Consider the following 12,516-nt stretch of genomic DNA (forward strand, 5'->3'; position numbering starts at 1 on the left):
GAGAGAGATGAAATTGAAATTCATTGCGGGTGTAGTGGCAATGCTGGGCCTGACCGGCGCGGCGCAGGCGGGTGGCTTCATCAACGGAGCCTTCGAAACGGGTACCACTGCCGGTTGGACCACCGGCGGCGGCTATCGTTACGGCAGTTCGAACACCGACCTGTCGCCGGCGGACTTCCTGCCGGGCGGCAGCCTGAACTCGGATGACGGCGTCCGCGGCGCCGTCATCGACCAGAGCTACGTCGACCCCAATCTGGGCAGCCTGATCGGCACCACCGTGTACAGCGGCAAATATGCCTACCGCGCGGAAGACACCACCGACGGCGGCCTGGCCACGGTGATCAGCCAGAAGGTCAACAACTACACCGACGCCAACATCTTCTTCGCCTGGAAAGCGGTGCTGCAGAACGGCGGCCATAGCGAGGACGAATCGGCGGTGATGAAGCTGACGCTGACCGATAACACCACCGGCAACCTGCTGATCAGCCGCAGCTACAACGCCGGCTACACCGGCGGCGGCGTCGATGCGCGCTTCTCCTCGGAAGGCGATCTGTTCTACACGCCACAGTGGCAGGTCGAGCAGCTGAGCATCGACAAATCGCTGTCCGGCCACAGCTTCACGCTGTCGCTGCTGGCGGCCGATTGCGAGCCGACCGCACATACCGGCTACGCCTATCTGGATGGTTTTGGTTCGGTGGCGCCACCGGTGCCTGAGCCGACGACCTACGGCATGATGCTGGCGGGCCTGGGCTTGCTGGGCTACGTCAAGCGCCGCAAGCAAGCCGGAAAGAAAAGCGCCTAAGCGGCGATAGACTTGCGCATCCGGGCCAGTGGCACCTGCACCTGGTCCGGCAGCGTGATCTCGAAGCGTTCCGCCACCTCGAATCCGCAGGCCAGGTACAGCGGCACGCCGGGCATGGTGGCGGCCAGTTCCAGCGTATGGAAACCGCCGGCCGCGGCCGCGTCGGTGCAGTGGGTCAGCAGCAGGCGGCCCAGTCCCCGCCTGGCCGCCGACGGATCGACAAAGAAGGCGCGGATGCGGGCCGGCTCGGTCGCCGGATCCAATAAGGGGTCGGCGCCTTGCTTGGTGCGGTCGGCGCCGAACAGCGTGCTGCGCTTGCTCCAGCCACCGCAGGCCAGCAGCTTGCCGGCATCGTCTTCAATCAGGAAGTAGGTCTGGTCCGCGACCAGCTGGGTGTCGACGCCGAACACATGCTGCGTCACCGCCTGCGCTTGCCTCTTGGTGTAAAACCCTTCGCTCAACTCGATGCCGGAACGCGCGATCAGCGCCTCCATGGCGGGTATGTCGGCCGGCGTGGCCAGGCGCACTGTGGGCATGGGGCTCTCCTATTTGCGGCGCGACGGAGTCAGGATGCTCGGCAGGGCTTTCGGCAGCGTCTCCGGATAGTCGCGGCTGAAGTGCAGGCCGCGGCTCTCGCGCCGCTGCAGCGCGCTGTTGACGATCAGGTTGGCCACGTCAACCAGGTTGCGCAGCTCCAGCAGGTCGTGCGTGATGCGGAAGTTCTGGTAGTACTCGTCGATTTCTTCCTTCAGCAGCGCGATGCGGTGCTGAGCGCGTTCCAGCCGCTTGGTGGTGCGCACGATGCCGACATAATTCCACATGAAGCGGCGCAGCTCGTCCCAGTTGTGGGCGATCACCACTTCCTCGTCGGCGTCGGTGACGCGGCTTTCATCCCAGTCCGGCAGGTAGGGTACTTCGCCTTTTTCCTTAGCCGCGATATCGGTGGCGCAGGCGCGGCCGATCACCACGCATTCCAGCAGCGAGTTGCTGGCCAGGCGGTTGGCGCCGTGCAGTCCGGTGCAGGCGGTTTCGCCGACCGCGTACAGGCCGGGCAGGTCGGTGCGGCCCATCAGGTCGGTGACCACGCCGCCGCAGGTGTAGTGCGCGGCCGGCACGATGGGAATCGGCTGCTTGGTGATGTCGATGCCCAGTTCCAGGCAGCGCGCGTAGATGGTCGGGAAGTGCTCGATCAGGAACTCGGCCGGCTTGTGGCTGATATCGAGGTGCACGTAGTCGAGGCCGCGCTTCTTGATCTCGAAGTCGATGGCGCGGGCCACGACGTCGCGCGGCGCCAGTTCGGCGCGCTCGTCGTGGGCCACCATGAAGCGGAAACCGGCAGCCGCGCCGGCTTCCGGCGGCAGCTTCAGCACGCCGCCTTCGCCGCGTATCGCTTCGGTGATCAGGAAGGACTTGGCGTACGGGTGGTACAAGCAGGTCGGATGGAACTGGATGAATTCCATGTTGGACACGCGGCAGCCGGCGCGCCAGGCCATGGCGATGCCGTCGCCGCTGGCGGTGTCCGGATTGGTGGTGTACAGGTAGACCTTGCCGGCGCCGCCGGTGGCCATCACCGTGTGCTCGGCGGCGAAGGTGTGGACCTGGCCGCTGAGCTCGTCCTGCACGTACAGGCCGTAGCACTTGGGTTGGGCGTTGCCTTTTTTGACAGGATGCAGCTTGTCCGAGGTGATCAGGTCGATCGCGCAGTGATGTTCGAACAAGGTGATGTTCGGATGGGCGCGCACCTTTTCTTCCAAGGTGACCTGTACCGCGTGACCGGTGGCGTCGGCCGCGTGGATGATGCGGCGCTGGCTGTGGCCGCCTTCGCGGGTCAGGTGGAATCCCATCTCGGCCGATTCGTCGCGGGTGAAGGGCACGCCTTGCTCGATCAGCCATTCGATCGCCTCGCGGCCGTGCTCGACGATGAAGCGGGTGGCGCTCTCGTCGCACAGGCCGCCGCCGGCGATCAGCGTGTCGTCGATGTGCTGGGTGTGGCTGTCGCCGGAATCTAGCACGGCGGCGATGCCGCCCTGGGCCCAGTTGCTGGCGCCGTCCAGCAGCGCGCGCTTGGAAATGATCGCGACGGTGCGCGTTTCGGCCAGATGCAGGGCGACCGACAAACCGGCCAGTCCACTGCCAACAATTGCGACGTCAAATTTCATGATTACGTGTTGGATACGGTAAAGAACCATGACTATAGACCATTTGTCATGAGCGCGTCATATATGCGCTGTTTTTCACCGTATTGAGGCAGAACTGTACAGCGATTGTGGCGGCTCAACACGTGCGCTCCGACTGTTCAGCATCATCTTGGTTACGCCGCTTAGTTACAACGGTTCCCAGGCGCAGGAGAGAGATTGTGATCAGGATATTCCACCACTATGTGTCCAAGATAGCCTTCATGCTGTTGTTGCTGGAGTTGCTGGTGCTGTTGACGGCCGCGGTCGCCAGCGCGCCGCTGTGGCTCAAGGGCCGACACGGCCCCGACCAGCTGTACCTGCCGGCGCTGGCGTTTGCGCTGGTCGTCGTGCTGAGCATGGGCACGCTGGGCATGTACCAGCACAACCAGTCCAGGGAGGATATCAAGAGCACCTTGCTGCGCATCCTGCCGTCGTTTGTGCTGGGCTTCGGCCTGCTGAACCTGCTGGCGAGCATGGTGCCCGAGGCGCAGTTCGGCCGGCTCGGCAGCGTGGTGTTCGTGCTGGGCGGGGCGGCGGTGCTGCTGGCGCGGCTGCTGGTGTTCACCTCGGCGCAGTCGAGCATGATGGAGCAGCGGCTGATCGTCATCGGCGACGGCGCCACCGCGCGCCAATGCTGGGAGCTGGCGGCGTCCAGCGTCGGCTTCCACCAGTTCAAGGTGGTCGGCTTCGTGCCGGTGGCGGGCGAGCTCTCCAGCGTGCCGCCGGCCATGCTGCTGCCGGCCGACCTGTCGCTGCTGGCCCTGGCGCGGCGCTATGCGGCCGACGAAATCGTGGTCTCGGTCGGCGACCGCCGCAATGGCGCGTTTCCGGTGCGCCAGCTGCTGGAGTGCGCGCTGGGCGGCGTGCCCGTCACCGACGCCGCCAGCTTCTTCGAGCGCGAGGCCTGCCAGATCCGCATCGATTCGCTGCAGCCCAGCTACCTGATCTTCGGCGGCGGTTTCGACCAGAGCTTGTTGCGGGCGGCGGTCAAGCGCGCCTTCGACCTGGTGGCCAGCGGCGCCATCTGCCTGGCCTCGCTGCCCATCATGCTGCTGACCGCGCTGGCGATCCGCATCGAGGACGGCGGGCCGGTGTTTTATCAGCAGGAGCGCGTGGGGCGCGACAACCGACTGTTCAAGGTGCTGAAGTTCCGCAGCATGCGGCTCGACGCCGAGCAGGACGGCAAACCGAAATGGGCGTCGGTCAACGATCCGCGCGTCACCCGCGTCGGGCATTGGATACGCAAGCTGCGCATCGACGAATTGCCGCAGATGCTGAATGTGTTCAAGGGCGAGATGAGTTTTGTCGGCCCGCGTCCGGAGCGGGCTTATTTTGTCGAGCAGCTGTGCAGCGAGATCGCCTATTACAACGTGCGGCACAGCATCAAGCCCGGCATCACCGGGCTGGCGCAGGTGCGCTACAGCTATGGCGCCTCGGTCGACGACGCCGTGCGCAAGCTGCAATACGACCTGTACTACGTCAAGAACAACAGCCTGTTTCTCGATTTGCTGATACTGCTCGATACCGTGCAGGTGGTGTTGTTTGGAAAGGGCAGCCGTTGATGACCTGGCAGCAGGTTTCCGCCATCAGTCATGGATGTGCGGTGCTGGCGTATCTGATCCTGGCCTCGCTGCTGTTGCGCGGAGGCTGGCGCAAGCGGCGCCATGCCGGCGCCTTCGGCGGCGCCTGCCTGCTGACCGCCGCCTGGGCCGGCGCGGCGGCGGCCGGCGTCAACGCATTGGAGGCCTTGCGCACGGCGGCATGGCTGGTCCTGCTGCTGGTGCTGGCCGGCGCCGGCTGGCGCCAGCGGGCCTGGCTGATCGCCGTGGCCGCGCTGGCGGCGCTGGAACTGGCGGCGGGCTATGGCCGGCACATGCTGGCGGTGATCGCCATCCGGCTCGGGCTGGCGGTGCTGGGCATGCTGCTGGTCGAGCATTTGTACCGGGACACGCCGGACAACGCGCGCTGGGGCATCAAGTTCGCGTGCCTCGGCATCGGCGCCTTGTTCGCCTACGATTTCTACCTGTACAGCGAAGCCTTGCTGTTCCGCCGCATCAATGAAGATATCTGGGCCGCGCGCGGCGCCGTCAACGCCTTGAGCGCGCCGCTGCTGGCGGTGGCCATCGCGCGCAACCCGGCGTGGACGGCCGGCCTGCAGCTGTCGCGCCAGATCATGTTCCGTTCGGCTGCGCTGCTCGGTTCGGCGTTGTACCTGGGGGCGATGGCGGCCAGCGCCTGGTACCTGCGCTTCATCGGCGGCGTGTGGGGCACGCTGATGCAGCAGGCCTGTCTGTTCGGCGCCGGGCTGCTGCTGGCCGGCGTGCTGTTTTCCGGCACCATGCGGGCGCGCCTGAAGGTCTTCATCAGCAAGCATTTCTACCAGGGCCATTACGATTACCGGCAGGAATGGCAGCGCTTCACGCGGGCGCTGGGCGAGCACGGCGACGTGTTGCCGGAGCGGGCGATACAGGCCGTGGCCGAGTTGGTGGAAAGTCCGGCCGGCATTTTGTGGCTCCGCCGCGACGAGATGCATTATCAGGCCGTGGCGCGCTGGAACATGCCGCTGCCGGAGAACGCCGAGCCGGCCGGCGGCGCGCTGTGCGGCGTGCTGGCCTCGCGCGGCTGGGTGATCGACCTGCAGGAATGGCGCGACGCGCCGCAACGCTACGGCGGCCTGCCGCCACCAGCCTGGCTGGCCGGCGACGAGCGCATGTGGCTGGTGGTGCCGCTGATGCTGGAGCGCCGGCTGTTCGGCTTTGTCTGCCTGGCGCAACCGCGCACCAGGCAGCTGATGAACTGGGAGGTGCGCGACGTGCTCAAGATCGCCGGCAGCCAGGCCGCCAGCTACCTAGCGCATCGCGAATCGGCGGACAACCTGGCGGTGGCGCGGCAGTTTGAATCGTTCAACCGGATGTCCACCTTTGTCGTGCACGACCTGAAGAACCTGGTGTCGCAGCTGTCGCTGCTGCTGGTGAACGCGGAGCGCCACAAGAACAATCCGGCCTTCCAGGAGGACATGCTGGAGACGCTGTCGCATTCGCTGGCCAAGATGAAGACGCTGCTGCTGAAATTGCGCCGCGACGACGCGCCCGATCCCTGCGCGCCGCTGCAGCTGGACAGCCTTCTGGTGCAAACGGTGCAGGCGTGCGCCACGCTGGAGCCGCGCCCGGCGCTGGACTTGCGCGCGTCTGGCCTGATGGTGCTGGCCAACCGGCAGCGCCTGGAACGGGTGATCGGCCACCTGATCCAGAACGCGGTGGAAGCCACGCCGCGCCACGGCAGCGTGGCGGTGCGGCTGCTGCGCAACGACGCCTTCGCCGTGATCGAGCTGAGCGACACGGGACAGGGCATGAGCGAGGAATTCATCCGCGAGCGGCTGTTCCGGCCGTTCGAATCGACCAAGACCGCCGGCATGGGCATAGGCGTGTTTGAGAGCCGGGAATATGCGAAGGAAATCGGCGGCCGGCTGGAAGTGAGCAGCGCGCCGTCGCTGGGCACGACTTTTCGGCTGATCTTGCCGCTGCACGCGGAAGCTGCGGCGGCCTGAACAATAAGGTAGCGAGTATATGGGCAAGCAAAAATTGCTGGTGATAGAGGACGATACCGGCCTGCAAAAGCAGCTGCGCTGGAGCCTGGACGCCTACGAAGTGGTGGTGGCCGACGACCGCGAATCGGCGATGGCGCAGCTGCGCCGCCATCAGCCGGCGGTGGCGACGATGGATCTCGGCCTGCCGCCGGATCCGGACGGCGCCACCGAGGGCCTGGCGCTGCTGCAGCAGATCCTGGCCGCCGCGCCGGACACCAAGGTGATCCTGTTGTCCGGCAACCAGGACCGCGCCAACGCGCTGAAGGCGATCGCCGCCGGCGCCTATGATTTCCACCAGAAGCCGCTCGACGCCGATACGCTGGCCCTGGTGATCGAGCGCGCCTTCTATCTGCACGCCTTGCAGCAGGAAAACCGGCGCATGATGCAGATCCAGTCTGATTCGCCGCTGGCCGGCATCATCAGTCGCGATCCCGGCATGTTGCGGGTGTGCCGCAGCGTCGAGCGGGTGGCGCCGTCGTCGGCCACGGTGATGCTGCTGGGCGACTCCGGCAGCGGCAAGGAGCTGGTGGCGCGCGGCGTGCATCGCTTGAGCCCGCGGCACGACAAGCGCTTCGTCGCCATCAATTGCGCGGCGATTCCTGAGCATTTGCTGGAGAGCGAGTTGTTCGGCTACGAAAAGGGCGCGTTCACCGGCGCCCAGCGGCAGACGCTGGGCAAGCTGGAGCTGGCGCACGGCGGCACCTTCTTTCTCGACGAGATAGGCGACATGCCGCTGCCGCTGCAGGCCAAGCTGCTGCGTTTCCTGCAGGAGCGCGTGATCGAGCGGGTGGGCGGGCGCAGCGAGATCAGCATCGACGTGCGCATCGTCTGCGCCACGCACCAGAACCTGAAGGCGCTGGCCGAGTCCGGCCGCTTCCGCGAGGATTTATATTACCGGCTCAGCGAAATCGTGCTGTCGATACCGCCGCTGCGCGAGCGCGTCGGCGACTGCGCGCTGCTGGCCCACCATTTCAAGAACAAGTTCTGCGCCAGCGAGTCGCGGCAGATATTGAGTTTCAGCCCGGACGCGCTGGCGGCGATCGAATCCTACCAGTGGCCGGGCAATGTGCGCGAGATGGAAAACTGCCTGCGGCGCGCCGTCATCATGGCGGACGGGCCGCAAATCACGCCGCAGGACCTGGGGCTGCCGGACAGCACGGCCGACGAGCCCAACGTCAACCTGCGCCAGGCGCGCGAGGCGGCCGAGTACCGCGTCATGGTGCAGGCGCTGGCGCGGGTCGACGGCAATATCGTCAGGGCGGCGGAATTGCTGGGTGTGAGCCGGCCGACCTTGTACGACTTGATGAACCATCACGGCTTGAAATAAAACTAGTCGGACTCGCGCCATTTGCCGGCCGCCACCAGCTGGTTTTTCAGGCCCGGCAGCGGGAATCCCATGCCGTAGGCCTTGTGCGCGTTGACCAGCGCGCGGTCATAGTCCTTACGTTTCATGAACAACAGCCCGAGGTTGTAGTAGGCCGTGGCGTTGGACGGTTCCAGGCTCGCCGCCTGCTGCAGCTGCTCCAGCGCGGCGTCGTTCTGCCCGAGCGCCAGCAGGTAGCCGCCGTAGATGGAGTGCACGCGCGCGTCGTCCGGCCGGAAGCGCAGCGCGCGGTCGAAATAGCAGTCGATCGTGTAGTGGGCGCCGTAGGGCTTGCGGTTCTTGTCGCGCAGCGACAGCTTGGTCATCGCGGTCAGCGCGCGGTGATGGTTGGGGAAGTGGTCCAGCACATAGCCGATGTCGGCGCCCAGCGAACCGGTGGCGCCGCGCACCAGGCGCTCGACCTCCGGCGTGAAATGGTATTGCTCGACCACCACCAGGCCTTCGCGGTCGGCCGGATTGGTGTAGTCGCCGCCGGGATCGTGCTTGACGTAGGTGCCGCAGTCCTCGGCGGCCGCCATGGCGGTATGCGCGGCCGTCAGTAGCGCCGCGCAGAGTAGATAGTGGCTAGGTTTCATGACTGCTCCTTATATAGGGTACGGTCCAGCAGGGTGGCCAGCTCGCCGGTGCGGGCCCCGCGCGAGTGGCTGGCGATCAGCGCCGGCGCAGCTACCGGCGCCCTGCGTTCGCGGCACAGGCGCAGGAAGCGCATCAGCGAACCGGCGATGTCGGCCGCGTTGTCGAGCTTGCCGATGGTGTCGATGCCGGCCCGGCGCAGGGCGGCGGCGGTGTCGCCGGCCGGATCGGTCAGGGCCAGCAACGGACGCCGGGCACGCAGGTATTCGTACAGCTTGGCCGGGATCTGGCCATTGCAGTTGGCGGCCTGCAGCAACAGCAGGCCGTCCATCTCCAGCATTTCGGCCAGCGCCTCGCGGTAAGGCAGCGGCGGCGCCAGTTCGACCAGTTCGGCGACACCGTGATGCCGCCGCATCAGGTCGCGCAGATGGTCGTCGTGGGCGCTGGCGCGCAGCACCAGCCGGAAGCTGGCGGGGTTGATGTATTGGTCGGCCTGCAACCGGGCCAGGGCGGCGAACAGCGGCGCCGGATCGCGCTCCGACGGATAGATCACGCCACTGTGCAGCAGGCGGAACTGCCCGGCGGGCGCAGGCGGGCGCGGCGCCGCGAGCTCCGCCGCGATGAAGCTGCCTTCGTCGTAGCCGTTTTCAATCAGCGCGATGCGCTTGCCGTCCATTTGCGGATGACGCTGCCCCAAGGCACTCAAGGCGCCGGGCGTGGTGCAGACCACGGCGGCGGCGCGCGTCGCTGCCTGCCGCTCGATCCAGTGATGGATGTTGCGGCGGCGCACGTCGGGCGGATAGTCGAGGTCGACCATGGGGTCGCGCTGGTCGGCGACCCACGGAATGCCGCTGAGCCGGTGCAGGCTGAGCGCGATCAGATGCGCGGTGGCGATCGGGTAGCTGGACCAGATCACGTCCGGCCGGTGTTGGCGTATCAGCCGCAAGCCGGCCGGCACGGCGCTGAGCCACCACGAGATCCAGCGGTCGGGCTGCGCCAGCCAGCCGGGATAGCGGCCGCGCAAGGCCAGGTGGCGCTGAGTGTCGAGCGCAAAGCTGCGGTGCACCGGCACCCGGCCGTCGAGTTGGCCGGCGCCGACGTCCTCGTAGGCGCGCGGATGCACCGACAGCACCAGCGGCTGCCAGCCGAATTGCGGCAGATACTGGGTGAACGCCAGCGTGCGCTGGATGCCGCTGCCGCCGCACATCGGCGGGTAGTGATAGGCGATCATCAGCACGCGCTTCACCATGATGCGATCCAGTCTCTGCACAACGACGTGACATCGTCGCGCCAGGCCTTGCTGGCGAAGGTGTGGTTGGCCTGCGGGATGGTTTCCGTGCGGACGCGCGGCGCGGCAAGCAGCTTGCGCCAGTGCGCATGCCGCGCCGGCAATGCCGAAAATTCCCTGGCGCCCAGGTCGGCGCCGCTCAAGACGATCAGCAAGGGGCCGCGATAGCGCGACAAGGCCAGGTACAGGCGCTGGGGCACATTCATGTCCGACGCCGTTTGCGATTGGCGGGCGGCGGAGGCCAGCTGGACAAAGGAGCTGAACGTGCGCCCGACACCGACGGCGCCGCTGGCCAGCTTGCGCCAGAACTCCTTGTCCAGCAGCCGCTGCACATAATAGTGGCGCAGCGTGACGCGGGCGAGGCCTTGTTCGGTCCGCACCCAGGGGTTCAGCATGATCAGGCCTGCGACCCGGCGGTCGAGCGCGGCGTAGCCGGCGGCGGCGGTGGCGCCGTCGCACAATCCCCACAGCACGACGTCCTTCATCCCCGGCAGCAGGCTGAAGAAATGGCCGATGGCGGCCGAAAGGTCGTCGTCGACCGCCGTAAAGTCGCGCGGGTCGCCTTCGCTGTCGCCCATGCCGCGATAGTCGAAGCGCATGACGGGGATGCCGGCGGCGGCCAGCTGTTCCGCCAGCAGCACGAAATGGCGATGGCTGCCTACACGGTATTGCGGGCCGCCGGTGACGATCAACAGGCCGCGCGGCAGCGGCGCGTCCGGCAGGTGCAGCACGCCGACCAGCCAGCTATCGTGGCAGGTAAACTGCACCACGCGGCGCTGCCAGTTCATGAGCGTTCCGCCAGCACCGGCATGGCGTTCAGCGTGGCGGCCAGCAATCCGGGCACCTCGGTGATTTCCGGCGTGGCCCAGAACGGTTCGCCGTCCAGCGCAAATGCGTCGATGTACGCGCCGGCGCGCGACCAGCGCTCGATCAGCAGCGCCGAGGCCGGTTGCAGCGCGGGCGGGGCCGGCGGCGTCGCCAGTTCCAGCCACTGCACCGGGCAGGGCGGCGCAAAGGATGCGTCGGTTTGCTTGATCGCTTCGATCAATTCCGGCGCCAGCCGGTAGCCGGCGACTTCGGTGCCGACATCGCCGCCGTCGGCCGGCTGCGCAGGTGGGGCCGCGCCGAACATGCGCGCCGCGCTCTGCATGCGCATGAACTGGTTCAGGTGCGCGCGGCCGCTGATGACCGGCTGCCACAGCACCAGGCCGGCCGGCGCCGGTTGCGCGCGCGCGGCAAACTGCAGGGCCAGCAGCGCGCCCAGCCTCAGTCCCCACAAGTAGCGCGGCGCGCTGCCGCGCTGGGCCAGCCATTGCCAGCCCAAGGCCAGGTCGTCCAGCCAGCTGTGCCAGCGGGCGTCGGAAAAGTCGCCGCTGCTGTCGCCGCAACCGTACAAGTCCAGCTGCAGCACGCCGTAGCCGGCGCGGGCATAGGCACGGGCTTGCAGCGCCGCCATGCGACGGCTCTTGTTCAGTTCCTCGGCAAAAGGGTGGACGTACAGGATGGCGCCGCGCTCGGGGACATCCGGATCAGGCTGGTGATACAGGCAAAAGCGTTCCCCCACCGCCGCCGTCAGGAAAAACGGCAGGGCATGGGCGCGCTGCGCGTGGATCGTCATGCCAGCTTGCCTTCGACGAAAGCGGCCAGCGTGCCGACGGTGGCGAAATGGCTGGCGCTGATTTCATCGTCCTCGACGGCGATGCTGTATTGCATCTCCAGCGCCAGGATCAGGTTGGCGACCGCCATCGAATCAAGTTCCGGCAGGCTGCCGAGCAAAGGCGTGTCCGCCTTCAACGGCATGGCGCCGAGGCCGAGTGTGGTGCGCAGGATCTGGCTGACCTGGTCGATACGGGACATGGTGACTCCTATGGGGCGACGTCGGCCAGCGTGCTGGTGTCGAACATCAGTTGTGGAAAAGTGGAAGGGTGGCGGGAAAAATGAAAGCGCGGCTCCAGACTGGAGAACATCCATTGCCATTGCCCGCAGCGCAGGAAGACCGCGCCGCCGAGCCGGACCACGCCGATTTGCGCGTGGGCGCGCAGCGAAGCGGGATTGAAAGCTGAGATGCGGCTGCAACTCCAGCGCACGCCGCGCTGGCGCAGCCGCAGCCGCGCCGCTTCCCACAGACGTGGAAACACCCAGCCGAGGCGTTCTTCCGGCCGTACCCAGACGTCGAAATCCCAGGCCGCGCGCGAGGAGGCGAGCCGGTATTGCGCGCGGACCTCGTCTTCCTGATAGGCGTCGAACACCAGCCACAGGAAGCCGGCCAGCCGGCCCTTGCGCCAGGCGGCCAGGCTCTGCGCGCCTTGCGCATAGCGTTGCCACACCACGGAAGCGGGGCGCGGATAGTCGTCCGGCAAGGTTTCGCCGGCGCGCTGCTCGCGGATGTCGATATCGAGGCCGCGCTCCGCGCACAGCGGCGTGTCGCCGATGTACTGGGCGACGAAATGGTAGCGATACAGTCCGCAGCGGCCGGCGCTGACCGCCGCCAACGCGTGGCCGAGCCAGTACAGCATGGCATTCAGCCAGCCTAGTTGGGCGTAGGTATGACGCAAGCCATTAGTCATCGTGGAGATGTAAAAGTGAGCGGAAGTGAAATTAGACCCCGGCGGCGGCGACGCGGGTTTGAGCCAGCACAAGCAGCGGCCCTGCTTGACCAACATCAAGAACGGCCGGGCGATTTATCTCAATCATAGAGGGCAGTCT

The 12,516-nt window shown here is 66.8% G+C and carries 12 protein-coding genes; 4 read left to right on the forward strand and 8 right to left on the reverse strand.

From position 1 onward, the window contains the following. The first annotated feature begins 7 nt into the window (after positions 1–7). Entirely contained in the window at positions 8–802 is a 795-nt protein-coding gene (locus ABWW33_RS03125; protein ID WP_353398742.1) for a PEP-CTERM sorting domain-containing protein, read from the forward strand. Here ABWW33_RS03125 and ABWW33_RS03130 read toward each other — a convergent pair. Both ABWW33_RS03130 and nadB read right to left on the reverse strand, forming a co-directional pair. Continuing rightward, a complete protein-coding gene (locus tag ABWW33_RS03130) occupies positions 799–1,338 on the reverse strand; it encodes a GNAT family N-acetyltransferase (RefSeq protein WP_353398745.1) in 540 nt (179 codons plus the stop codon). The two genes, ABWW33_RS03125 and ABWW33_RS03130, sit on opposite strands and share 4 nt — an antisense overlap. A 9-nt stretch (positions 1,339–1,347) precedes the next feature. Then, a complete protein-coding gene (nadB, locus tag ABWW33_RS03135) occupies positions 1,348–2,961 on the reverse strand; it encodes an L-aspartate oxidase (RefSeq protein WP_353398748.1) in 1,614 nt (537 codons plus the stop codon). A gap of 197 nt (positions 2,962–3,158) precedes the next feature. Between nadB and ABWW33_RS03140 the strand changes: the two genes are divergently transcribed. The 3 genes from ABWW33_RS03140 to prsR are packed head-to-tail and all read left to right on the forward strand — an operon-like array spanning position 3,159 to position 7,892. Continuing rightward, entirely contained in the window at positions 3,159–4,541 is a 1,383-nt protein-coding gene (locus ABWW33_RS03140) for a TIGR03013 family XrtA/PEP-CTERM system glycosyltransferase (RefSeq protein ID WP_353398751.1), read from the forward strand. Beyond that, a complete protein-coding gene (prsK, locus tag ABWW33_RS03145) occupies positions 4,541–6,526 on the forward strand; it encodes an XrtA/PEP-CTERM system histidine kinase PrsK (protein WP_353398754.1) in 1,986 nt (661 codons plus the stop codon). Before ABWW33_RS03140 ends, prsK begins: the two co-directional genes overlap by 1 nt. Positions 6,527–6,545: 19 nt before the next feature. After that, on the forward strand, positions 6,546–7,892 hold the full coding sequence (gene prsR / locus ABWW33_RS03150) for a PEP-CTERM-box response regulator transcription factor (protein WP_176650829.1): 1,347 nt from the start codon (positions 6,546–6,548) through the stop codon (positions 7,890–7,892). Positions 7,893–7,894: 2 nt separating this feature from the next. On the opposite strand, the gene ABWW33_RS03155 is transcribed toward prsR, so the two are convergent. From ABWW33_RS03155 to ABWW33_RS03180, 6 genes are read right to left on the reverse strand one after another with little or no spacing between them, the layout of a single operon-like run. After that, positions 7,895–8,524, reverse strand: coding sequence for a tetratricopeptide repeat protein (locus tag ABWW33_RS03155; RefSeq protein WP_176650830.1), 630 nt, complete (start codon positions 8,522–8,524; stop codon positions 7,895–7,897). Continuing rightward, positions 8,521–9,771: a glycosyltransferase gene (locus tag ABWW33_RS03160; RefSeq protein ID WP_353398759.1), complete on the reverse strand. Its 1,251-nt coding sequence runs from the start codon at positions 9,769–9,771 to the stop codon at positions 8,521–8,523. Before ABWW33_RS03160 ends, ABWW33_RS03155 begins: the two co-directional genes overlap by 4 nt. After that, positions 9,765–10,598, reverse strand: coding sequence for a hydrolase 1, exosortase A system-associated (locus ABWW33_RS03165; RefSeq protein WP_176650832.1), 834 nt, complete (start codon positions 10,596–10,598; stop codon positions 9,765–9,767). Before ABWW33_RS03165 ends, ABWW33_RS03160 begins: the two co-directional genes overlap by 7 nt. Continuing rightward, entirely contained in the window at positions 10,595–11,428 is an 834-nt protein-coding gene (locus ABWW33_RS03170; protein WP_176650833.1) for a hydrolase 2, exosortase A system-associated, read from the reverse strand. The genes ABWW33_RS03165 and ABWW33_RS03170 overlap by 4 nt, the downstream gene beginning before the upstream one ends. Further along, on the reverse strand, positions 11,425–11,667 hold the full coding sequence (locus ABWW33_RS03175) for an acyl carrier protein (RefSeq protein ID WP_176650834.1): 243 nt from the start codon (positions 11,665–11,667) through the stop codon (positions 11,425–11,427). The genes ABWW33_RS03170 and ABWW33_RS03175 overlap by 4 nt, the downstream gene beginning before the upstream one ends. Positions 11,668–11,675: 8 nt before the next feature. Then, positions 11,676–12,377, reverse strand: coding sequence for a GNAT family N-acetyltransferase (locus tag ABWW33_RS03180; protein WP_353398763.1), 702 nt, complete (start codon positions 12,375–12,377; stop codon positions 11,676–11,678). Between the last annotated feature and the right edge of the window lie 139 nt (positions 12,378–12,516).

The sequence above is a fragment of the Duganella hordei genome (genome assembly GCF_040369125.1).
Classification (GTDB): domain Bacteria; phylum Pseudomonadota; class Gammaproteobacteria; order Burkholderiales; family Burkholderiaceae_D; genus Rugamonas; species Rugamonas hordei.

Excerpts from the sequence above, each read along its gene's own strand:
- prsK (WP_353398754.1), top strand. The coding sequence starts at position 4,541 with ATGACCTGGCAGCAGGTTTCCGCCATCAGTCATGGATGTGCGGTGCTG.
- ABWW33_RS03125 (WP_353398742.1), top strand. The coding sequence starts at position 8 with ATGAAATTGAAATTCATTGCGGGTGTAGTGGCAATGCTGGGCCTGACC.
- ABWW33_RS03180 (WP_353398763.1), bottom strand. The coding sequence starts at position 12,377 with ATGACTAATGGCTTGCGTCATACCTACGCCCAACTAGGCTGGCTGAAT.
- ABWW33_RS03130 (WP_353398745.1), bottom strand. The coding sequence starts at position 1,338 with ATGCCCACAGTGCGCCTGGCCACGCCGGCCGACATACCCGCCATGGAG.
- prsR (WP_176650829.1), top strand. The coding sequence starts at position 6,546 with ATGGGCAAGCAAAAATTGCTGGTGATAGAGGACGATACCGGCCTGCAA.
- ABWW33_RS03170 (WP_176650833.1), bottom strand. The coding sequence starts at position 11,428 with ATGACGATCCACGCGCAGCGCGCCCATGCCCTGCCGTTTTTCCTGACG.
- ABWW33_RS03175 (WP_176650834.1), bottom strand. The coding sequence starts at position 11,667 with ATGTCCCGTATCGACCAGGTCAGCCAGATCCTGCGCACCACACTCGGC.
- nadB (WP_353398748.1), bottom strand. The coding sequence starts at position 2,961 with ATGAAATTTGACGTCGCAATTGTTGGCAGTGGACTGGCCGGTTTGTCG.
- ABWW33_RS03165 (WP_176650832.1), bottom strand. The coding sequence starts at position 10,598 with ATGAACTGGCAGCGCCGCGTGGTGCAGTTTACCTGCCACGATAGCTGG.
- ABWW33_RS03160 (WP_353398759.1), bottom strand. The coding sequence starts at position 9,771 with ATGGTGAAGCGCGTGCTGATGATCGCCTATCACTACCCGCCGATGTGC.
- ABWW33_RS03155 (WP_176650830.1), bottom strand. The coding sequence starts at position 8,524 with ATGAAACCTAGCCACTATCTACTCTGCGCGGCGCTACTGACGGCCGCG.